We start from the raw sequence: 21,402 nt of genomic DNA, 5'->3' as shown, positions 1-21,402 counted from the left end.
GAAACGGGCGAATCGCAACCCAGCACCCGGGTCACTTCGCACAGGCAGCAGAATACCCTACTTCTGCCTGCCGGATAAGTGCGCGGCTCTCGAAGCGTCGCTTTCGCCGACAAAACGGCACTTCTCATCCGCTGGAAACCGCCAGCCAGTCGCGATTGGCGACGAAACTGACCGGCAGGGCATTCTGGCCGGTTGTGAGTATCCAAGGTGGGAAGTGCTCATGTCGCTGGAGCGAGACGAGTTAGTGGGGCTACTTGCTGGGCTCGAAAGGGAGTGCCGATTTGTGGACGCAGAGGCGGAGCTTGCCGTCTTTGCCGCGGCGAAAGACGAAGGTCTTGTCGACCATCACTTCCACGCCTTTGTTATTTGTCAGATACACATTGCCCATGGTAATGCCGATCTCGCCGTGAATCTGAATGCCATTCTCGGCCGCATTGTTGTCGTAGCGGACCTTCACCCAATCCTTCAGGGCAAAGCCCGTGTCTTCGGGAAAAGCGGGATTGCCGCCGATGAAGTAGGCGAGCGCCCCTTCGCGCGTGCTGCGAAAGGTGTTCTTGCCGAAGGCTAATGTCGGCTTGAAGAAGACTTTGCCGTCCTGGTAGTCATACAGGTCGTCGAGCACCTGGTTCGCCACGGCCTTGTAGTCGCCCCCCTCTTTGTGAACTTTGCCGATCTTCACCAGCCCATCGCACCACGCCTGCTGCGCGGCATTGACCTCTGCTTCGGTGATGGCGGCGGGCTTTGCCGGCTCGGCCGCCATCGAGGGCAATTGTGTAGCCAGGGCAACGAGAATCAACGCAGCGTTGTTCAACAAGTTTTGGGATCGCATCCGAGTGGGTCCTGCAGAAAAGAGTAGATAAGCCTGTCGTCGCTTTGTCATACGTGCCGTGTGGAGTGATGTCAATTCGGAACGGCAACGTAAGTACAGAGACATCATGCTCCGCCAAGATGACAGCATCATCCTGCGGAGCAACAAGTCTGTCATACCGCGCACTTGCCAGCAGATTCGTCTTTCCTGGAAATTGCCGAGCGCGGTACATTCCAGGCTGCTAATTGCCTCGCCCGGTTTGAGGGATCGCCGATGACTGCCTGGATGATACTGTGCTTGACGCTGGCCGCTAACCCCACGCTGCCCGCCGTCGGCTTGCAACCATTGCCGCCGCCCAATCCCGCGCCCGTCGCAGCTCCAGCGGTGAACCCGCCGGCCGCTGCACCTGCGCCCAAGGCTCCCAGTGACGACGTGCCCGATGCGGTCGTCGTTTGCCCGAAGTCGTTCGTCAGCGCGCTCGAACCATTGCTCGCCCATCGTCACGCGCAAGGGCATCGGTTCGTCTACATCCCCAATACCTTCACGGCCGAGCAGATCCGCACGGGCATTCGCGAAGCAGCCAAGAAGGGCGGCTTGAAATATGTGTTGCTGGTCGGCGATGCCGAGCCGGCTCTCAGCACCAGCGACGTCGTTCGTCAGCGCTGCATTCCCACGCACTATGTCGAAGCCAAGGTGAACATCAAGTTCGGCAGCGAGCCCGAAATCGCCACCGACAACTGGTACGCCGATCTCGACGACGATCACCTGCCCGACGTGGCTGTCGGTCGCATCCCCGCCGATACTCCGCAGCAACTGGCGGGAGTGGTCGCCAAGATTCTCGCTTACGAACGCTCGGTCGATCACGGCCTGTGGCGTCAGCGCATCAACTTTGTGGCTGGTGTCGGCGGCTTTGGTGGGGTGATCGATTCGCTCATCGAAAACACGACTCGCAAGTTCCTCACGGATGGCATTCCCGCCAGCTATACGACCAACATGACCTACGGCAGCTGGCGCAGTCCGTTCTGCCCCGACCCGCGCCGCTTTCACGAAGTGTCGCTGCAACAACACAACGACGGTTGTCTCTTTTGGGTCTACATCGGCCACGGTCAAAGCAACTCGCTCGACCGCATCGTCGTCCCCGGCGCTCGCTTCCACATTCTCGATGTCAACGATAGTGCCAAGCTGCAGTGCGTGAACCGCGCGCCCATCGCCGTGATGCTCGCCTGCTACACCGCAGCCTTTGACGGCGAAAAAGACTGCCTTGCGGAAACGATGCTGCTCGCACCGGGCGGCCCCGTCGCCGTGTACGGTGGCTCGCGCGTAACCATGCCCTATGCGATGGCCGTGATGGGCTCGGCAATGATGGAACAGTACTTCAAAGCCCAGCCCGAGACGCTCGGCGAGGCGATCCTGTCCGCCAAGTTGCAAATGGTGAAGCCGCTCGACGAGACCAACCCGCTCAAGAACACGAACCGCCTGCTGCTCGATGCGATGGCTTCGGTCATGAGCCCCGCACGTCAACAAATGACCGACGAACGAAAGGAACACGTTCACCTCTTCAACCTCGTCGGCGATCCCATGACCAAGCTGGCTCACCCCACCAAGGTGAAGATCAGCGTGCCTCGCGATGCCGATCCCGGTCAGACCGTAACCATCTCGGGCGAGTCGACCATCGCTGGCACTGCCCTCGTCGAACTGGTCTGCCGCCGTGATTGCTTTAAGGGGGAACTTCCTCAGCGCGATCATTTCAATCCTTCCAATGCCGGTCTCGCCGCGCTTCATCCTGTGTACGAACAGGCCAACGACCGCTGCTGGACTCGCCTGCAACTCCCGGTTCAACCCGGCGCTTTCAGCACCACACTCACCATCCCCGCCGAGTGCCAAGGCCCCTGCCACATTCGCGTCTTCGTCCAAGGCCCTCAGTCTCACGCGCTCGGCTCCGCCAACGTCTACGTCAAACCCATCAAACTGGCCGACCACACCGAAGCGGCAGCGGGAAAGTAACTCGGCAGGCAGAGTTAAGCGTTTCTCTGCTTGTTTACTCCACCCTCGCAGTGTTCTGCCGGGTGTCAGCACGGATTGCACCACCGGTTCACTCTTGACGTAAAACGGGCCATTTGCGATGAATGGCTCGCTGAACTGGGTGGGGCAGGATCGTGAGCCAGCGCAAGGAAGTGCCAAGTGCGGATCGGTGTCATTTTGCCGAATTGGGTCGGTGATGTGGTCATGGCCACACCCACGCTCCGCGCGCTGCGCCAGACACATCCGGCGGCCGAGGTCGTTGGCATTGGTCGCCCCTTTCTGAAGTCGCTCCTGGGCGGCACGAACTTTCTCGATTCGTATTTGGGTTGGGAACATCACGGCAAGGGTTCCTGGGGCCGGTCGTGGCAACTCGTTCGCACCTTGCGAGCCCAGCGACTCGACGCGATGCTGGTCCTGCGAAATTCGCCTTACGCGGCTGCCATCGCTTACTGCAGCGGCGCAAAACAGCGGATCGGCTTTGCCCGTCGCGGCAGCGGACTGTTCCTCACCAAGACCATTCAACCGCCGCGCGAAAACGGCAAGCTCGTGCCGATCTCGGCCGTCGACTACTACGCTCAAACGGCGGAAGCGCTGGGTTGCTCGGTTACCAAACGGCAGCTCGAACTGGCGACGCTCCCCGCCGATGAAGCGGCCGCCGATCTGCAGTGGAAACGTCTCGATCTCCCTTCGCCCGAGCAAGTGGTGTTGCTCAACACGGGCGGTGCCTTCGGCAGCACTAAGCATTGGCCCGCCAGGCATAGCGTGAACCTCGCTCGCCGAGCAGCCACCGATCTGGGGCTCACCGTCCTTGTTCTCTGCGGACCGAACGAGCGAGAGGAAGCTGCGGATATTGCCAGCCTGGCCGCCCATCCGCTGGTGAAGAGTGTCGCCGGCGAAGATGTCTCGTTCGGCGTGACCAAGGCCCTCGTGCGTCGCGCGCGCATGCTCATCACCACCGATAGCGGCCCCCGGCACATTGCCTCGGCAATGCAAACGCCCACGATCACGCTGTTCGGTCCCATCGACCCGCGCTGGAGCCGCAACTATCAAGACCTGTCGACCGAGCTGCACCTGCGGCTCGATTGTGCTCCTTGCGGCAAAAAGGTCTGCCCCCTCAGCCATCATGCCTGCATGCAAGATCTGCATCCCGATCTCGTCCTCCGCGCCCTGAAGAACATGCTCGAACGAACCGAATCCAACCCGGCGACCAGCAAACAAAAAGTTGCGTAGTCAGCCTGCTGAACAGTCCCTATCTTGTCTTTCTGATACCTGCTTTTGATAACTTTTTGCGTGAAAAATCAAAACGGCATCGTCTTCCTAAGTCACTAACTGAAAACACCTTACGTCCATAACAGCCCCGGCATCGACCATTTCCCGATAACCGTTTGATAACCACTCTCGCCCCTGTTCAAACAGTAGCCTGAACAGGCCCTAATCGGGTGGTTATGCCATTTCGCTCTTCGTGGCGGCAGACCTCCGGCTCTGCCTTCTCCTCCACCTGCTCACCTCTGCTGAACAGTCTCCATTCAGCCCTCCCCGCATCGCGACTCTGATAACTTTTTGCGCGAAAAATGAATCCAAACGCCTCGCCATAACCTTCTCTACCACAGTCTCTTGCGTCAAAATTGATCGCCATTTCAGCCATTTCCCGATAACCGTTTGATAACCACTCTCGCCCCTGTTCAAAGCGCAGCCTGAACAGGCCCTAATCGGGTGGGTGATCTGCCGGCAACGAAACTCCAGCCTGCCGTCTCCCGGTTAACCGAGCCGCTTGCGGCCGCTGAACCGGGAACCGGGAACCAGCCCGTTCGCGCTTCGCCCGCGCAAGCGCGTGGGTCGACCAGGTACTCCGTACCTGACCAGGTTGCCGTTTGATCGGGCGCGCGCCGGGCCCAATCGGCTCCGTCGCGGGCTGCCAACAAAACTTAAAATGTCATTGACACAAAGTCAATACTTTATTAAAACAATCCGGTCGATCGTTTTGCCGAGTCTACGAGACGGTTCCTTCGACACGGGTCTCGCGCAGTTCGCACTCGCCCAAACGAAAGCAGGGTGACTGCGCGTGGAGCGTGAGCCTGGCAGTGGCGAAGCCGGCATCGCGCAGCAGTTGCAATACTTCTTCATGCGTAGGAACGGCTTGCACCGCCGCGGCAGGTCCGGGCAAGCGAAGAGGCTGATCTCCCGCCGGCCGATCGGCGGTGAGCATATGCATCTGTACGATGCCGGTGGGCTTCAAAATGCGACGCACTTCAACCAGTCGCCGAAGCTGTTCTTCCGCCGTCAGCTTTTCGTTGAGCGTGCCTTGCAGCATGGCCTGGTCGACGGTGGCGTCCAGGATCGGCAATCGCTGCGGGAACGGCGAGCCCAGTTGATGCGCCCAGATAGCTGGCGGCGGACCATCGCCGGCCGATTTGGTTGGGGTGACCGGCAGGCGACCATCGCCGCGATGGTCGAGGTCTTCGTCGAGCGTGTAGACTTCCCACATGTTGCCATCGGGGTCGTGGACCCAGAACTTCGTTTGCCGCGCGTAGCAACACTCGACTCCTTCTTCCCGCTTGGTCGCAATGCCGGCCAGTTCCAGGCGTCGTTGCACGTCGACGAGCGCTGCGGAATCCGACATGCGAAAGCCGAGATGGTTCAAGTTGCCACCGGGCGGGGCTTGGTACGGTTCGAGCGACATTACCAGCGGCGGATCGTTCAGTTCGAACTTCGCATAATCGGCGCGGCACTTGGCAGGCTCAACGCCGAGAAAGACGCGAAAGAAGGCAATCGCCTTGTCGAGATCACCCACGTTCAGCGACAAGTGAAACTTCGTCACTTGTTTTGTGGCGGCTTCCGCTTCACGAGCGCAAGAGCCGATCGAAATGACAGAGGAGGGAATCACAGCGGTCATCAGTTGGTTTCCTGCGAAAGTTGATAGTTTGCTGGCCGAGTTTCGGCGGGCTCGCTCCCTTGCCAATCACCGCGGCTGGCGACCGGCACGCGCGAAAGGAAGGCCGTGATTGCCAGTAGCGCCGCGAACGCGGCGAATGCCCAGATGATGCCCGTATAGCCTCCGAGCAGTCTGCTCCCTTCAATCACGAAGGGTGGGCCCAATGCCGACGTGACAACGGTCATCCATTGCACGGCGCCCTGGATGGAGCCAACGTGCTTTGGCCCGTAAGCGTGCACCCAGATCAAATAGAACAGCACCACAATCGCGCCACCGGCGAAGGCATACACGACCGCTTGCAGGTACGCCTGCTCGGCGGTGCGCAATAGCGGCAACGTGATCAGGGACCCGGCAAACACCGACATCGCGATGCCCAGCAACAGCGAAAGCGACACCTTGCGCGCGAGATAGCCCGTGACAAAGTTGGCGAGTAGTCCCACACCCAGGCCAATCAATTGGCAGGTGTAAAAAACCTTCACGTCGAGGCCGAGGCCGGCAAAAATCTCTTGCTGAAAAAGCGTCACGCCGGAACTGACCATGCCGAACAGCGAAATACTGAGCGAAAAGACCCAGAAGCAACTCGTACCCAGCGCCGTCCACAACGAGGCGCTGGCGAACGACACCGCGGTGGCATCGTCGGGCTTGCGACCGGCGGTGACTGGCCAGCACAGCAGCGCCGCGATGGGTGCCATCACCAGCAAGGCCCACCCCAGTTGTGCCCATACAGGTCGCCAATCGGGCAAGAGTTTTTCGAGACCGACAGGAGACAAGTTCGACTGTAGCAGGCCGAAGCCGACCACCATCAGCATGGTCATGGCGACGGCGTAGCCGGCCATGGGCACCGACGAATCGCGACGAAACCACTTGGCCATGAGTGTGATGCTGATCACCGAGAGCATGCTCTGCCCCAGCCCGCGCGTGAGCGTGATGTAAACCATCAGCGAGGTCGTATCGTGCGCTTGGCTCATGCCAAGCGTGACGAACGCAAGTGCAGCCATGGTGATGAGCGCGAAGTACTTCGGCGCGACACGATCGAGCAGCCAGCCACAAGGCAAGCAGAAGAGTCCGCCGATGAGCGTCCCCCAGCAATTGATCCAGGCAAAGTTCTGATTCGTCAGCCCTTGAAAATCAGTCTTCAGATGCTCGGTAATGAGCGCCAGGCCTTGGGTGCGGCCAGGTATGGTTGCGGCCATCACCAGCGCGGCCGAGAGCATCACGCTAAACGCGGCAACGTAGCCACCGGGCGTGACCGCTGCCGCGCGCGAGCTCATAGGCTGGTTGAGCTGAGCGGGCGATTGGTGGGGATTCGATTGCGCGGTGGTCATTGGAAGTAGACACCTGTCTTGCCGCACTCGGCGTACTTCGTCACCAGCCACTCGTGGAACTGTTGATAGTGGGCATCGCGCTGGTTGCCGCCATCGCGGCCGGCGTTATAGCTGAGATAGAGTTGCCGCCGCCAACTGTCGCTCTGATTCGGACCGGACCGATGCGGCGTGAAGCCACTGAACATAGCGAGATCGCCGGGGTTCAACAGCAGCAGCACACCGGTCGACTCATCGACCGCGTCGGGGGCCATTTGATGATAGTCGCCATCGCGCGGGGCCAGGTACCCCTGCTTGTGATAGCCGGGAAAGACTTCGGTCGCGCCGTTGGTGGCGTCGGTCGCATCGAGCGCTACGATGACTGTCAGAAAGCTCTCGGGAAACTCCTTCCAGCCAATGAAGTCCTGGTGCAACGCATAACCGGTGGCCTGCGGCGGCTTGAAGATCAGCTTGTCTTTAAACAGGTGAGCCTCGTCGTCGTAGAGCGAACTGACGAGGTCGAGAATTCGCCGATCGTAGGCGAAGTAGCGGCAGACCGGGCCGATATCGATCACCGGATCAAAACAATCGAAGCGGCACTCGGCAGTCTCGGCATGGTTCTGCCAGCGGCAGCGGATGTTCTGCGTATCAATCAGTTCGGTGCGGCTGAAGAGCGTGTCGGCTTCGGCGGCGAGCAGCGCCATTTCTTCTGGCGAGAAGACATTGCGCACGACGAGAAAGCCCGTCTCGTGATAGCCGGCGATCTGCTCGGCGGCTAAAGCTGGGGTTGGTGCGAGGGACATCAAAGCCTTTCGCAAAGGGTTGATCCCGGGTGGGGTGCTAGCGACTCGGCAAGGTTTAACATTCTTACATTTTGACGAATGTTGCTTTACTGGCAAGGACTGAGGCGACGATTGTCACTGGTAACAAGCCTTCGCTACCCACCGAGAAATGATCCCCGCCATGCGAATCTCCTCCCTCTTTTGGCGTCACGAGTCGGTCAGCCAGGCTCCTTGGTACCTGTCGTTGGCGGCCCTGGGATTGTTGGGCTGGTCGTCGCTGGGTGGTTTGCCAAGAGCTTCGGCGCAGGAAGCTCAACCGCCCACCTTACCCGCGACGGAAGTCGAAGCGGTGCAGCCTACGTTGCCACCGACCAACGTCGAGGGCTTCGAACCGAATTTGATCGATCCCAACGGCGGTTACGATCCGGTGCTTGATGGCACTCCGTTCAGCAGCGTGATCGACCCTGGCTATCGTCAGAGCGAATCGACGACGGGCAGCTTGATTCCGTTGCTCGATTCGGCGAATCCGGCGACCGTGAACGTGATCTCGCGCGATCTGCTGAACGATCAGATTGCTTTGAACATCAACGACGTGCTGCGCAATGCGGGTGGCGTGACTCCGGGGCAAGGCGACGGCGTCTTCAAAGATCGTTTTCTCATTCGCGGCTTTGAGCTCGGCTCGCGCGATTTTCGCCGCGATGGCTTTCTCGATCCCACTTACGTGCCGCGCGACTTTCAGAGCATCGAACGCGTCGAAGTTTTGAAGGGACCAGCGGGTTCGATTTGGGGCTCGGGTTCGCCCGCGGGGGTCGTCAACTTGGTGACCAAGAAACCACTCGATGCCACGTTTAGTGATGTCGGTTTCACCTTCGGCTCGTATCAACAGGCGCGCTTCACACTCGATACCAACGGCCGCGCCAGCAGTGATGGTTCGGTGTTGTATCGCGTGAATGTGGCCCAGGAAGACTCGAAGGGCTTTGTCGATTTCGATCACCTGAATCGCACGTTGATTGCCCCGACTGTCTCCTGGCAGATCGACGATTACGCGCGCATCACGTACTCTGCCGAATATCACAAGCACAGCACGATCGGGTTTCAAGGGACGCCCGTCGTGAATGGCGATCCGCTCTTTCTGCCGCCGAATCGTTACGTGGGTGAACCAGCGAACGACTTCTTCCAGCCAGAAGAGTTCCGCCAGTCACTCGTGCTGGAACAAGAGCTCAACGACGATTGGTCGCTGCGGGTGGGTGGCTATTCGCTCTTTTACAGCTATCCGCTGTCGACGACGGCCGCCTCGGGGACGCCGACAGGTGCGCCGCCGGTTCCGGAGCCGTTTTTTTATCGCAGCCGCAGTGTGTTTGAAGAATCGGGCGAGAACTCGCAATCGTTCCAGGCCAACCTGGTCGGCGATACGTTCATCGGCAACTTGCGGCATCGCATCGTGACCGGCGTGGAGTACATCTACTTTGGTTCGGAGACCAATTTCTATTCCGACGGCATCCAGCCGATTGATGTTACCAATCCTGTGTACCTCAATCCGCCCGAGTTCGGCGCCCAGTTTCGCCAGGATTCGCCGCTGTTCCAGCACCAGCGCGTGGGTTGGTACCTGCAGGACTACGTCGACATCACGGACCAGATCAAACTGCTCGGTGGCTTGCGAGTCGAGAGCCTCAACCTGCGTTACGACCGCGTGAATACGTTCGCCGGGTTTCCGGTCGGCGGTGGCATGACCGATCAGGACTATGTCTACACGTCGCCCCGAGCGGGAGCCATCTATCAGCCGTTCGCCGATGAATCGCTGGCGTTCTATTGCAGCTATGGCCAGACGTTCGCGCCGCCCAGTGGCGGCATCTATGTGAATCCGGGACCACTGCGGCCGGTGACAGGCGAATCGATCGAAGGTGGCGTGAAATCGCTGTTGCTCGAGAACCTGCAGTTGAACGTGGCGGGCTGGTACGCCACTCGCAATAACGCCGACCTGAACAATCGCGCCTTCTTCCTCACGCAGATTGGCCAGGAAACGAGCCGCGGGGCCGAAGTCAACTTGATCGGCCAAATTACCGACTACTGGTCGGCCGTCGCCAACTATACCTACACCGATGTGCGCATAGACGATCCGGCTCCGCCGGCTGCCTTCGATGGCAATCGCCAGCGGGGCGTGCCGTACAACAGTGCGAACTTTTGGACGCGCTACAACCTGATTCAAGACGACTCGCAGGCCTTTGGCGTGGCTCTCGGTCTGGTCTATTCCGACAGCAGGCCGGGCGACCTGGCAAACACCTTCGTCCTGCCCAGTTATGGTCGCTGGGACGGCGGCCTCTTTTACGAACGCGGCCAACTACGCACGAACGTCTACCTGGAAAACCTGTTCGACATTCAGTACGCCACCAGCTCGGTTGACCAATACACCGTCTTTCAGGGTGCTCCGTTCAACGTGCGTGCAAACGTGACGTACAGCTTTTGAGAGCTCGTTAAGCATCAACGAGTTCGAGACGTAGCCCGAGGGCCAAAGCCACCGCTTCGATGTTCGAAAGTTTGGCATCGCGTCCGCATTCAATGTCCCGAATCGTCACGGGATTCGGGATGTTGGCCAGCTTGGCAACGGCGTACCAAGTCAGGCCTTTCTCTTCCCGAGCCTGCCGCAACTGTGCAGGTATCCCGGTGGTCACTGGCGAAAGATGCGAAGGAACCGCGGGCGGAAACTCCTGCTTGGCGGCCGCTCGGATCTCAGAGAGCCGCTGTCGTTCCTCAGGTGTTTTCTTTTCGTTGTTCTCAGGCAAGGCGTTTTCCCTGGTGGATTGAACTATTGAGGGCTCGTTGTCTCTGCGCCAAACAGCGGCTGAAACTTCCTACATAGCGTCTTCAGACGCGGCAGATCTTCGGCGAGCAGGTAGCGGTCGTCGACCAATTTTTGCGCGGCGGCCAGGTACTTGGCTTCGTAGTCGTCGTAGCTGGTATAGAGTTCAGCCAACGACGGGCGAGGATCTTTCTGGGCGAGTCGCTCTGCTTTCGTCTTGGCGAAAGGAATGTAGCCGCCCTGCAACGAGAGGAGTTCGCCGGCGGCACCAATCGCCGAGTCGCGCAGGTTCCAACTGGTATAGGTGCCAACGGGAACGGTGATCGCGGGCAGGTTGAGCGTGCCCAGTTCGTTCCCATTGGGGCCGATGGCCGGCACGCGAACTTCGTACATTGCCTTGGCAAGAGGCGGCTCGAGCGTGGCGATGCGTTCTTTCTCCCACAGCGGACCGCGGTCGAGGAGCGCTGGCTGCTGAATGACCTGGGGGTAGTTCACGCCGGGGATGCCGGGCCAGCCACTATCATTGGCGGGCCAATTGGCGAGTGTTCCCTTTCGCAGTAGCGGATAAACACTCGGTGGCGGACTTTTCCCCTCGGCAAGTGCTTCGTGCATGGCGACCACCAGGGCTCGCATCAGCGGGCGATAGTCGGCAGGGCTCGCGGGAAGTTCGCCGTTCCCTTTCACGCCGGGCGTGCCACTACCGCTGCCGTGTTGCGTGCCGCCAAACGAATAGATCCGCACGTTCGCGGGCAAGTCTGCATCTTGCTTGCCGAGCGGATCGGTATGGACCAGCGATCCGCTGCGGTGCCAATACTCGCTCGACGACTGCGTGTGGAACACGAGCGGCGTCGTCTTCGAGGCTGTGCTCTTCTTCAGAATGCCATCTTCGTTTCCCGTGTGCGGATCCTTCTCCTCGCCATAGGCAAACGGAAAGTAGTCCGCGGGAAACAAATGCTCGTCGTGCTGGCCGTTGGTGCGAGTGGGCGAAGCAAACCGGTGATTGAACGAACCGAGCCCACCGCCGGCCACGTGCGAAATCACTCCATCAAAGACCTTTCGACCCTGCTCATCGGCATTGAAGCCTTCCCACAGATAGTGCCGCAGCAACCGGCCACTTTGTGATGTTCCAAAGCCCATCGCCCGGCCAATCAGGGGCTCGCCGTTCTTCGCCAGCAGTGGATTCTGCTCTGGCTGCTTTCCGTATTTGAGCGCCGAGACCAGATCGCGAATGCCGGCCAGTCCGACGCCCTGCACGATCGGCCCTTCGGCTTCGTACACCACCTCGTAGATCAAGCCGGGCTGCAGACCACCTTGCAGTTCGACTTCGACGAGAGGCAACTGCCCCTTCACGCCCCCTTCTTCGACCTCGCTGACGACGAACTTCCAATCGGCCCGTGGTACCACGCGGCGCGGATCAGCTTCCCGCTCGCGGTACGAGAGAATGGCGTTTCGTTCAGCATCGCGAACCGGGCGGTAGCTGCCAAGGTTTGCGCGATGCGCCACCGAAGCCCGCGCGGCGGGCTTGTCGAGATTGAACTCGTTCCGCACCAGTCCCTGCAACGGCTTGCCATTCTCGGTGGCCACCGGCGCTTGCAAGATCCAGCGATTGTTGCCGGGCTGCGTCTCGGCAATCCAGCCCGACCAGAGGATGACAAAACCTTGGCGACAGAGAAAGTCGTCGCCCCCACCGTCGATCAGGTTCGCTGCCGTGTTCTTGCCGCGATTGTTCACTTCATAAAACAGACTGCCGTTCGCCTGGCTTTGGTTCTTCGGCACGAGCATTTCGAAGTCAGCGGAAAACTCGACCTGCTGCTTCGCATTCAGCGGCGCCAACTTCAAGTCGACGATGGCCGCATTGGCCTTGTCTCGTGGGTCGATCGCAAAATGGACTTTGCCGGTCAGTCGCTCGTACGCACCACGGCTACCGAAGGTTTTACCCGCCTGATACGGCTCGCGCGTCTTGATTTCCCACTTCACGACCTCCGCGAAGCTCGTCGAAGCAAGTGAGCTAACCAGCGCGAGCGACAGCAACAGGCGGAGCGACATCGTGGAACTCCTCAGCAGGTGGGATCGACGGGGCGTCTACTTGGCTTGTACCGGCTTAGGCTTCAGGTGCTGGGCGAAGAACAGTAGGCTCTCGTTCCAGGTTCGAATCAGTTCCTCGCCTCCCCAGCCGTGGTCGGCACCGATCAGCAGTTCCACGCGGCCCGGCACAGCGGCCTTGGTCATGGCGTCGCCCATCACGAGCGCTTGCGTGTAGGGAACGAGACGATCCTTGGTACCTTGAAAAATGAGGAGCGGCGCATCGCCCTGATCGAGATACGTGAGCGGCGAAGCGCGCTTCCGTTCTCCTTTGTCGTCTTCGGGTGTGCTGCCCACAAAGTCGCTGAGCAGGCCAACGCTAAGGGTGGGGATGTCTTTCGCCTCGAGGTTCGTGGGGCCGAAGAACGAGACGACACATTGCACGCGGCTCGATTCATCCGCATGGCCCCCTTCCCCTTCGAGACCATCATCCTTGCCCATGGTGCCGAGCATCATCGACAGGTGACCACCAGCCGAGAAGCCGATCGCCCCCATCATCTCCCGGTTGATCTTGTGTTCTTCAGCGCTCGACCGCAGATAGCGAACCGCGCACTTCACGTCTTCCACCTGAGCAGGAAAGCGATGCGTGGGACACAAGCGGTACTGCACCGTGGCTGCCACATAGCCGGCCTGAGCCAACTGAAAAATGATGTTCGTGTGCTGTCTCCGATCACCACCTCGCCACGCGCCACCATGAATCACGAGAATGCAGGGCGCTGCCTTATCGAGCTTTTCAGGCCGCGCGAGATCAAGCTTCAACTTCTCACCGCCGCCGGTTCCGTACACGATGTCCGGCGAGTACTTCACACCGGCCGGTGGTGATGGCGGCGCGGCCTTGGGTTTTTCTTGAGCCGCTGCCGACGCGAGCGCGATGCCCAAGCAAAGGATGGAAAACGTAACGCGAAGATTCATGCCTGCCCCTCAGAAGTTGCAATTGGATGTTTGTCGCCTGGTAGTGCAAAAGCCAATAAACCCCCGGGGCAGGCCCGTGGGCGTTTGAATCCGTTTTTCCCTCTGCTTACTTTCCCTTCACCGCCACAATCAAAAATGTCGGGTTGAGGGCTTCGAAGCGGAGGCGGTCGAGTTGGTCGTTGCCGCGCGAGATGTTGATCATCAGCACCTTGGTATCGCCAGCCGCCTTGTGCAGCACTTTGCGAACATCGGCCAGGTTGTCGATGCTGCCGACGTTAGCCACCAGGCGGCCACCTGGCTTCAACTTCTCGAAAGCCTGTTCGACGAGGCCACGAATGTGTCGACCGGTGCCACCGACAAAAACTGCATCGGGTTCGGGCAGGCCTTTCCACGCATCGGGAGCCTGGCCCAGCACGGGAATCAAATTCGTTACGCCAAAGCGTTCGGCATTCGCAGCGATGAGCGCGTAATCTTCCGGATCCATTTCGATCGCGTAGGCAGAGCCCGCCGAAGCGACTTGCGCTGCCTCGATCGAAACGCTGCCGCTGCCAGCGCCAATATCCCAGATGATGCTACTGCGGCCGATATCGAGTTCGGCGAGAGCAATCGCCCGCACTTCGGCCGGCGTGAGCAAACCCCGTTTCGGTTGCGATTGCAGGAAGGCGTCATCCGGATTGCCGAACAAGCGCCGGCCCACCATGCTCGTTGGGCGGTCGGGCACGCCGGGCTTACGGATCAGGATCATCACGTTCAGTGCGCTGAACTGCTGCGAGGCGACTTCTTCGAGTTCGCCTTGCGTCACGCACTCATCGGGCGCGCCCAGGTTCTCGCAAACGTAGACGGTGAAGTAGTCGATGCCCCGATCAAGCAGCGCTTGTGCCACAGCGGCCGGCGGAGCGGCATCGGTGGTAAACAGGCCCACCTTCGTCGCGGTACGCGCCTTTTCGGCGACCAGGTCGAGAGGTTGCGTGGCGAGGCTCGTCAAATAAGCATCGTCCCAGCTTTCTTTCACGCGGGCGAAGGCAAGTTGCATGCTGCTGACGTGAGGTGTCACCTCAAAGCGGTCTTTGCCCAGGCGATCGCAGAGGAAGCGGGCCGTGCCATAGAACAGAGGATCGCCGCTGGCGAGCACGGCGATCAACTGCCCCTTGGCCGCATCGATCCGCTTGACGATCAATTCGAGATCGCCGCCGATATCCAACTTTTGAGCAGGCAGCCCTTCAACGGCTGCCAGGGCTTGCCGAGCCCCGAGGATCAGCCCCGCCGTTTGCAACCGCTGACGTGCGGCAGCGGTTAAACCTTCGAGACCGTCATCACCAATGCCAATGATTTGAACTTTGTCCATGCGAACCGCAGTGACCTGCAGAAAGGGAATGAGAAAAGTGGCTCCGCCGGTGCGCAACTTGGCCACCGGGCGAATCCCTGTGAATTCCCGGGCATTGTACGGCCCCGGTTTGTGGGACAACAGCCAGTAGACACCCGCGGCGGCGAAATTTCGCTGTTCGTAAGTGCTGACAGATTCGCGACTTCGTTGCCAACTTGCCCGGCGGGTCGCTAGCGGCGGCAATCTCGCCCGGCGTAGTCGCGCCGCGCAAAGCGCCCGAGCCGCAAAGTCTAGCAATCTCGGAAAAGGATCGAATGTTGTTACCTGCCCCGCTGGTTTCGCTTGCCCGTGAGGGGGGCGCGACTTAAAATGAAACGCATTCCGCTGCTCAGTGAAGTTGCCGATCACTTCTCAGGAAGCTTGGAGTTCGCAACACAAGAGTTCGCACCAAGATTTGCCCCAGCAGTCCGCCCAAGGAACGCTCCCCGTGCCTCTTACCGACGAAGATCGCCAGTTGCTCCAGCTTTGCTTGGAGCACGAACCCCGGGCATGGGAGGCCTTTGTCGATCGCTTTTTAGGTCTGGTGATTCACGTCGTGAATCACACGGCTGACTCGCGCGGTCTGGCCATTACGACGCAAGATCTCGAAGATCTGACGGCCGATGTCTTCCTGGCGTTTGTCGGCGACGACTATGCCGTGCTGCGTCGTTTCAAAGGGATGAGCAGCCTGGCCACTTACTTAACGGTGGTTGCCCGCCGCGTGGTCGTGCGTGAGATGCTTCGTCGCAAGCTGAACGCTCCTCCCTCGGATTCTTCCGAGGTGGAAGAAATGGCCGATCAGCACTTGCCCGTCGAAGATCGCCTCAGCAATCGCGAAGAAGTGCAAAAGCTGATGGAAGAACTCGGCAGCGAAGAAGCCAAGATCGTGCAGCTGTATCACATCGAAGGCAAAAGCTACGACGAAATCAGCAGCACGCTGGGCATCCCGAGCAATAGCGTCGGGCCTACTCTCTATCGAGCACGCGCCAAGTTGCGCCGCTTCGGCGTCGACTCTGCCGCGAACTAGCTTCGCCGCTACTAGCTTCACAGCTGGCTACCACTTCAGGGAGACAGCGCCGCCGTCGCCAGCCAGCAACACGCGCCGCTCACTGCCCGGATCGATGAGCAGCACCAACGCTCGCCCGTTGATGCCGGGCAATTCTTTCACCACTTCTGCGGTCGCCGGATCGATCACGCGCAGCTGGCCATCGTCACCGCCAACCAGCAGTTGCTGACCATCGCGGGACCAACTTACCGCCCGAGGCACAACGGCCAGCTTCGCGAAGCGAACCATTCGGCCAATCGTCGGCTGCCACAGGCGAACGGTCCGATCTTCACTCACCGTCGCGACGAGTGGCAATGTATTCGGCGCTGGCCGAGGCTGAATCGCCAGATCGTTGATGATGCCCAAGTGATTATCGAGCGCGCGAATCTCTTGGCCGCTGTTCACCTCCCACAATCGCAGCGTATGATCGGCACCCGCCGACAGCGCGCTCGTGCCATCGGGCAGGAAGCCAATCGCGAGCACTGCCCGCGAGTGACCGGCGAACTGGCTGGCGGGCTGATGATCGCTGGCGCGAAAGACGCGGCAGATACCGTCGGCACTGGCAGCTGCCCATTGGTCGCCGTCCGCTGACCAAGCCGTGCGATAAACCACATCGTCGCCCATTCGCACGAGCTGCTGCCGCTTCTTCTCCGGCCAACGAAGCACTTCGACCTCGCCACTCTCGCCGGGACTGCCGCCGGCAATCAGTAGTTGCTCGCCATTCGGTGAGAAGGACAGATCGTGAATGTTGGGCAGCTCGACTTTGAGCCGTTCGATTGGTTTAAGATCGGGCCACGAATGTAATTCGACGCCGGCTTGCGAACCGAGCAGCACTTCGGTGCCTGCGGGCGTGAACACTGCAGCGGTGATTGGCGGCGCAGCGATGGTGCCCGCCGCGCAGCCGATGAGAAGGGCAAATGCGAGCAGCAGACGCAGGAAGAGTTTCGGCATGGCTCGCTCATATCAGTTCGTGAATCAATTTGCCGCCACTGTTGACCTGAACCGGGCGGCCATCGCTGGTGAGCAGAGTTTGTCGCGGATCGATGCCGAGCAGGGTGTAAATTGTGGCAGCCAGATCGCTGGGAGTAATGGGTCGCTCGGCAGGGCTTTCGCCGACGCGGTCACTCGCACCGATGACTTGCCCACCACGAATCCCCGCGCCCGCCAGCACGGCACTGAAGACGCGCGGCCAATGATCGCGCCCGCCGCGCGTGTTCAGCTTCGGCGTGCGGCCAAACTCGCCCATCGCAATCACCAGCGTAGTATCGAGCAGACCGCGCTGATCCAGATCAGCCAGGAGCGCCGAGAAGCCGAGATCAAACGTCGGTATGAGCCCCACGCCGGTCTTTGCTCCGCTGTAGCCATCGCGTAGTTGCAATGCCAGCCCCTCATGCGTATCCCAGCCTGTGTTCCACACAGTGACAAAGGGAACTTCGCGTTCGACCAGCCTGCGGGCGAGCAAACAACTTTGCCCAAACATGCGCGGGCCATAGCTGGCCCTGATATCGGCCGTCTCACTTTGCAGATCGAAGGCCCGTTTGGCCGCGGTCGAAGTTACCAGACGATAGGCCTGCTCAAAAGGTTGATCGCTGGTCGCATGGACTGATTCAATTTGTTGCTGGGCGCGATCGAACTCGGCGAGAAACTGTCGCCGACGATTCAAACGAGTTTCCGTCACTCCCGGAAAGAGATCGAGATCGCGGACACGAAAGTCGGGTTTGCTCGGATCGCCGCCGGTAGCGAAAGGCTGATGATTCTCGCCGAGATAGCCTGCCCCGGCCGTTCCGCTCGCTTGCGGAATGGCGATGTAACCGGGCAGTGGCGAATCGGCGGTGCGTAACTTTCGCAGCACCGCTCCATAGCTGGGATGCTGCAGCACCGGCGTGGGCTGGTAACCGGTCAGCAGGTAATGATTGGCCAGCCCGTGTTCGCCCAGCGGCGACGTGAGCGAACGCACGATGGCCAGCTGGTTCGTCAGCTTGGCGGTTCGCGGCAACAACTCACTCAGGTGCATGCCCGGCGTCGCCGTTGCCATGGCCGCGAATGGCCCGCGCACTTCCGCCGGCGCATCTGGCTTGGGGTCGAACATTTCCAAATGACTGGGCCCACCATCGAGCCACAGCAAGATGCACGCCTTTGCTTTCGGAGCAACTGCCTCCTTCGCACTCGATCGCTGGCGAAACGAATCCACCAGGCTCAAGCCAAACGCGCTGAGGGTACCAAGACGGAGCGTATCGCGGCGCGAGATACCATCGCAGCGAGTGTGGGTTTGGATGTTCTTCATGCGTGTTCTCCTGCCGCTAACGATTCTCGGTGAACTCGCGACTATTGAGCAAGCTCCACACAAAGTCCTCGCACTTCTCCCGGCGCTCGGCTGCACTTGTACCGGCCAATTGCTTCGTCCAAAGTTTCAACTCACCAGCCGTTGGTTCCCGACCAAGACTACGTGAGTAGAACTCCGTAACGATCTCGCGCTCTGACTTTTTCGCGGCGAGCATGCGCTGCAAACGGCTTCGTTGATCAATGAGCTTGCCATTAACCAGTTCGCCATTGAGCAAATGAAGCTGAGCTGGCAAGCCACGACTAATCTGTGCATCCTCGTCGCAACTGGCTCGAGAGCACCGCCCGAGCAGATCGAGCGTCGGCGCGGGACTCAATGGGTCGACCAGTTGCACCGCGCGCGTGCCAGCCCGTTGATTGGCGTAGCTCGTCCGCACATCGGTAACATCGTCGATGGCATCTGCGAGCACTTCGGCACTCAGGGGCCGACGATAGCTGCGAGAATAGAAGCGATCATCGGTTGCGTTGCTGGGCACCGGTTGGCCGCTGCGAGCGTAAGTTTCACTCAAGGCAATCATGCGTAGGGTATGTCGCAGGCTGTAGCGATGCGAGGCGAAGTCGCTGGCCAATTGCTCGAGCAATTCGGGATGCGTGGCCGGATTGGTGGCTCGCAGATCGTCGGTGGGCTCGACCAGCCCGCGGCCGAACATGCTTTGCCACAAGCGGTTTACCATTGCTTTCGCAAAGAGCGGATTCTCGCGCGAAGTGAGCCACCGGGCGACCGCTCGATGATCTTCACCTTCCCGGTCAAGATTTCGCACGCCAGGAATTCGCGGAATGGCCGGCTCGCCGGTGCGTAGATTGGTGACCTCGCCGCGAGCAACGAATTGCACCTGGCGGCCGCGTTCCAATCTCGCAAAGACGGCAGCCAGTCCGTGGTAGTCGTCCTGACTCCAGCGATCGAGCGGATGATGATGGCAGTTGGCACAGCCAAGGCGGGCCCCCAGAAAGAATCGCCCGACCAGTTCCGCTTGGCCGCGAGCATCGGCGACCATCCGGCCAAAGTTCGCGGGGCCGACTACGTGCGCGTCGCCGGTAGCGGTGAGGAGTTGTTCGCCCCAAACATTCAGCGGAGTGTCTGCGGCAATCTGGTCACGCAGCCAGGCTGCGTATTGCTTCGTGCCCAGCTGATCGTTGGGGAGTGAGTGGAGGTTGAGCAGTTTGGCAAAGCGCAGCGTCCAGTAATCGGCGAAGGCTTCGCTCGTCAGCAGGCGATCAATGAGCTTCGTCTTTTTCTCGTGCGATTCATCGGCCAGGTACTGGGTGACTTCGCCTGGCGCCGGCAACTTGCCGGTCAGATCGAGTGTGACTCGCCGCAGGAAGGTAGCGTCATCGGCGGACGGCGAAGTGGGGATGCACAGTCGCTCCAGCGTGCGAAGCACTTCTTCGTCGATGAAGTTGACTCGCTTAGCGCTCGACAAATCGATGGGCTGAGCGGCCAGCGGCAAACTGATCTGCAGCGCCACGACTTGATCGAGATAGCGGGCCACAATTGTATGCTGGCCCGGACGCAGAATCTTGGCGATGGCTTGGGCCGGATCGATCTCGAGCGACGAGGGGTCGGCTGAGGTGAAGACGGTCCATTCGCTGACATCGACGGGCCTGTCGTCCGCAAAGCGAGCCATTGCTCGCAGGGGAACCTCTTCCAGCAATTGCTTTGCCAGGTGCTGTTGAGGCGAGCAATCGAACGACTTCAGTTGCCTTGCTTCGCCCACCGGAGCACCCGCCGCGAGCCAATCGGTAATCCGTTTTGCGCCAGCGCCATCTTCGGCGAGTACTTCGCCCCCTTCGTGATTCAGGTAACCTGTGGGTTTGCGCAGCAGCAGGCTTTGCTGTGGGTTTACGAGATTCACGCGGCGACCTTCAAAGGCGTGGACAATCGCCGCATGATCGGCCGTGGCATCACTGCCAAAGAGCGAGAGATGAAACCCGCCGCGTCCTGCTGCCGCGCCGTGACACGCACCGGCATTGCAGCCCGCCTTGGTCAGCACGGGCACAATCTCGGTCGCAAAGTCGATGCGCGGCGTGGCAGGCTCCGCAGCCAGCAGCAGCAAGACCAGCGGAAACACGTTCATTCTTGCTTCTCGCTCGGCTTGGCATCTTCGCGAGGCGTTTTCTCCTCGCGAGACGTAGCCGGTTTGCCACCAAATTCCTTGGCCCACTTTTGCAGATATTCTTGCGCTCGCTCGGTGCCGTAGTCCTTGAGCTTGCCGGCATCGATGATGGTGTTGGCGATGCGGCCCACTTCCTTGCGCGTGGCTTCGTTCTTGGCGACGTACTCTTCCACGGCCTTGGCGGCGCGGTCGACATCTTCCGGCGCGGCATCGCGACGAATCACCGGAGTTAGCAGTCCGCGCAGATTCGGATCTTGCTGATTGGCAGCGGGGCGAGCGGCCATCGCCGGCATCCCTTCCAGGTCGGTCAGCTTGGGCACATCACCGCCGGCCACATCGACAATCGCCTGCAGAATCTTCGGCAGGTCGACCTGCAAACTGGGTTGCACCAGGGCGAAGTTGCTCGTCACCTTTCCTTCTTTGCCCACCAGGATCGTGAGCGTGACATTGCGGTTGAGCCCGTAAGCGCCCGGTCCTTCGCGGCCCTCGAGCGAGATGCCCGTGGGTGCTTTGGGCGTGAGCGCGTGCGAGATTCGCTTGAGGGTGTTCTCGGCTTCGGTGGCATCGTCACCGAGCCACACCACGCCCGTATGCACACCATCTTTGGCACGTCCGACCGTGTAGCCGCTCAGCACGCGCACCATGCTGACTGACTGCCGATTCAAGTCGTGTACAAAAATGAGCACCAGCGGTTTGCCAGCGGCGGCCGTGACGAAGTCGAGTTCTTTGCCGGCCTCGTCGCCCAGCGCTCCACGCACCTTGAACGCAGGGAGCTTCTCGCCCACCTGAGGGCCAGAGAAAAGCGGATCAGCGGCTGGCAGCGAAGCGACCAGACTAAGGGCACAGGTAAGACTCAGCAAATAGTGCAGGTGACTCATATTGGGCTCACGGGAGAGAATGGGGC

Annotated in this window: 16 protein-coding genes; 4 read left to right on the top strand and 12 right to left on the bottom strand. The window is 60.2% G+C overall.

What is annotated here, in order from left to right:
• Positions 1 to 250: 250 nt before the first annotated feature.
• A complete protein-coding gene (locus NA78x_RS03950) occupies positions 251 to 829 on the bottom strand; it encodes a hypothetical protein (protein WP_425617120.1) in 579 nt (192 codons plus the stop codon).
• A gap of 252 nt (positions 830 to 1,081) precedes the next feature.
• On the opposite strand from NA78x_RS03950, the gene NA78x_RS03945 reads away from it, so the two are divergent.
• Positions 1,082 to 2,812: a C25 family cysteine peptidase gene (locus NA78x_RS03945; RefSeq protein ID WP_425617119.1), complete on the top strand. Its 1,731-nt coding sequence runs from the start codon at positions 1,082 to 1,084 to the stop codon at positions 2,810 to 2,812.
• Between the two features lie 177 nt (positions 2,813 to 2,989).
• Complete coding sequence (gene waaF, locus NA78x_RS03940; RefSeq protein ID WP_425617118.1) at positions 2,990 to 4,060, top strand: lipopolysaccharide heptosyltransferase II; 1,071 nt, start codon at positions 2,990 to 2,992, stop codon at positions 4,058 to 4,060.
• Between the two features lie 760 nt (positions 4,061 to 4,820).
• On the opposite strand, the gene NA78x_RS03935 is transcribed toward waaF, so the two are convergent.
• The 3 genes from NA78x_RS03935 to NA78x_RS03925 are packed head-to-tail and all read right to left on the bottom strand — an operon-like array spanning position 4,821 to position 7,866.
• Complete coding sequence (locus NA78x_RS03935; RefSeq protein ID WP_425617117.1) at positions 4,821 to 5,723, bottom strand: ArsI/CadI family heavy metal resistance metalloenzyme; 903 nt, start codon at positions 5,721 to 5,723, stop codon at positions 4,821 to 4,823.
• Positions 5,723 to 7,087 carry an MFS transporter gene (locus NA78x_RS03930; protein ID WP_425617116.1) on the bottom strand — a complete coding sequence of 455 codons (1,365 nt, stop codon included), beginning with the start codon at positions 7,085 to 7,087 and terminating at the stop codon, positions 5,723 to 5,725. The genes NA78x_RS03935 and NA78x_RS03930 overlap by 1 nt, the downstream gene beginning before the upstream one ends.
• Positions 7,084 to 7,866, bottom strand: a complete 783-nt coding sequence (locus NA78x_RS03925) for a phytanoyl-CoA dioxygenase family protein (RefSeq protein WP_425617115.1) — start codon at positions 7,864 to 7,866, stop codon at positions 7,084 to 7,086. The genes NA78x_RS03930 and NA78x_RS03925 overlap by 4 nt, the downstream gene beginning before the upstream one ends.
• A gap of 160 nt (positions 7,867 to 8,026) precedes the next feature.
• On the opposite strand from NA78x_RS03925, the gene NA78x_RS03920 reads away from it, so the two are divergent.
• Positions 8,027 to 10,309 (top strand): TonB-dependent receptor, encoded by a 2,283-nt coding sequence (locus NA78x_RS03920; RefSeq protein ID WP_425617114.1) that lies wholly within the window; start codon positions 8,027 to 8,029, stop codon positions 10,307 to 10,309.
• 7 nt (positions 10,310 to 10,316) lie between these two features.
• On the opposite strand, the gene NA78x_RS03915 is transcribed toward NA78x_RS03920, so the two are convergent.
• From NA78x_RS03915 to cbiE, 4 genes are all read right to left on the bottom strand, one after another.
• Positions 10,317 to 10,625 carry a helix-turn-helix domain-containing protein gene (locus NA78x_RS03915; RefSeq protein WP_425617113.1) on the bottom strand — a complete coding sequence of 103 codons (309 nt, stop codon included), beginning with the start codon at positions 10,623 to 10,625 and terminating at the stop codon, positions 10,317 to 10,319.
• A gap of 23 nt (positions 10,626 to 10,648) precedes the next feature.
• Positions 10,649 to 12,688: an alpha/beta hydrolase domain-containing protein gene (locus NA78x_RS03910; protein ID WP_425617112.1), complete on the bottom strand. Its 2,040-nt coding sequence runs from the start codon at positions 12,686 to 12,688 to the stop codon at positions 10,649 to 10,651.
• A gap of 36 nt (positions 12,689 to 12,724) precedes the next feature.
• Positions 12,725 to 13,636: an alpha/beta hydrolase fold domain-containing protein gene (locus NA78x_RS03905; RefSeq protein ID WP_425617111.1), complete on the bottom strand. Its 912-nt coding sequence runs from the start codon at positions 13,634 to 13,636 to the stop codon at positions 12,725 to 12,727.
• Between the two features lie 106 nt (positions 13,637 to 13,742).
• On the bottom strand, positions 13,743 to 15,047 hold the full coding sequence (gene cbiE, locus NA78x_RS03900) for a precorrin-6y C5,15-methyltransferase (decarboxylating) subunit CbiE (protein ID WP_425617110.1): 1,305 nt from the start codon (positions 15,045 to 15,047) through the stop codon (positions 13,743 to 13,745).
• 400 nt (positions 15,048 to 15,447) lie between these two features.
• Here cbiE and NA78x_RS03895 point away from each other — a divergent pair, with 400 nt between their 5' ends.
• Positions 15,448 to 16,026: an RNA polymerase sigma factor gene (locus NA78x_RS03895; protein ID WP_425617109.1), complete on the top strand. Its 579-nt coding sequence runs from the start codon at positions 15,448 to 15,450 to the stop codon at positions 16,024 to 16,026.
• A gap of 27 nt (positions 16,027 to 16,053) precedes the next feature.
• Here NA78x_RS03895 and NA78x_RS03890 read toward each other — a convergent pair whose 3' ends face one another.
• Genes NA78x_RS03890 through NA78x_RS03875 form a run of 4 tightly spaced genes read right to left on the bottom strand, consistent with a single transcriptional unit; the run spans position 16,054 to position 21,376 of the window.
• Positions 16,054 to 16,995 carry a WD40 repeat domain-containing protein gene (locus tag NA78x_RS03890; RefSeq protein WP_425617108.1) on the bottom strand — a complete coding sequence of 314 codons (942 nt, stop codon included), beginning with the start codon at positions 16,993 to 16,995 and terminating at the stop codon, positions 16,054 to 16,056.
• 7 nt (positions 16,996 to 17,002) lie between these two features.
• Positions 17,003 to 18,328: a DUF1501 domain-containing protein gene (locus NA78x_RS03885; protein WP_425617107.1), complete on the bottom strand. Its 1,326-nt coding sequence runs from the start codon at positions 18,326 to 18,328 to the stop codon at positions 17,003 to 17,005.
• A 16-nt stretch (positions 18,329 to 18,344) separates the two neighbouring features.
• Complete coding sequence (locus tag NA78x_RS03880; RefSeq protein WP_425617106.1) at positions 18,345 to 20,459, bottom strand: DUF1553 domain-containing protein; 2,115 nt, start codon at positions 20,457 to 20,459, stop codon at positions 18,345 to 18,347.
• Complete coding sequence (locus tag NA78x_RS03875; RefSeq protein WP_425617105.1) at positions 20,456 to 21,376, bottom strand: hypothetical protein; 921 nt, start codon at positions 21,374 to 21,376, stop codon at positions 20,456 to 20,458. The genes NA78x_RS03880 and NA78x_RS03875 overlap by 4 nt, the downstream gene beginning before the upstream one ends.
• Between the last annotated feature and the right edge of the window lie 26 nt (positions 21,377 to 21,402).

It is taken from the genome of Anatilimnocola aquadivae, from assembly GCF_049819085.1.
Lineage (GTDB): Bacteria > Planctomycetota > Planctomycetia > Pirellulales > Pirellulaceae > Anatilimnocola.
Note: the sequence above shows the minus strand (reverse complement) of the source record. Positions and strands in the feature narration are given on the sequence as shown.

Excerpts from the sequence above, each read along its gene's own strand:
- NA78x_RS03910 (WP_425617112.1), bottom strand. The coding sequence starts at position 12,688 with ATGTCGCTCCGCCTGTTGCTGTCGCTCGCGCTGGTTAGCTCACTTGCT.
- NA78x_RS03875 (WP_425617105.1), bottom strand. The coding sequence starts at position 21,376 with ATGAGTCACCTGCACTATTTGCTGAGTCTTACCTGTGCCCTTAGTCTG.
- NA78x_RS03925 (WP_425617115.1), bottom strand. The coding sequence starts at position 7,866 with ATGTCCCTCGCACCAACCCCAGCTTTAGCCGCCGAGCAGATCGCCGGC.
- NA78x_RS03930 (WP_425617116.1), bottom strand. The coding sequence starts at position 7,087 with ATGACCACCGCGCAATCGAATCCCCACCAATCGCCCGCTCAGCTCAAC.
- NA78x_RS03950 (WP_425617120.1), bottom strand. The coding sequence starts at position 829 with ATGCGATCCCAAAACTTGTTGAACAACGCTGCGTTGATTCTCGTTGCC.
- NA78x_RS03935 (WP_425617117.1), bottom strand. The coding sequence starts at position 5,723 with ATGACCGCTGTGATTCCCTCCTCTGTCATTTCGATCGGCTCTTGCGCT.
- NA78x_RS03905 (WP_425617111.1), bottom strand. The coding sequence starts at position 13,636 with ATGAATCTTCGCGTTACGTTTTCCATCCTTTGCTTGGGCATCGCGCTC.
- NA78x_RS03885 (WP_425617107.1), bottom strand. The coding sequence starts at position 18,328 with ATGAAGAACATCCAAACCCACACTCGCTGCGATGGTATCTCGCGCCGC.
- NA78x_RS03890 (WP_425617108.1), bottom strand. The coding sequence starts at position 16,995 with ATGCCGAAACTCTTCCTGCGTCTGCTGCTCGCATTTGCCCTTCTCATC.
- NA78x_RS03945 (WP_425617119.1), top strand. The coding sequence starts at position 1,082 with ATGACTGCCTGGATGATACTGTGCTTGACGCTGGCCGCTAACCCCACG.
- NA78x_RS03920 (WP_425617114.1), top strand. The coding sequence starts at position 8,027 with ATGCGAATCTCCTCCCTCTTTTGGCGTCACGAGTCGGTCAGCCAGGCT.
- NA78x_RS03880 (WP_425617106.1), bottom strand. The coding sequence starts at position 20,459 with ATGAACGTGTTTCCGCTGGTCTTGCTGCTGCTGGCTGCGGAGCCTGCC.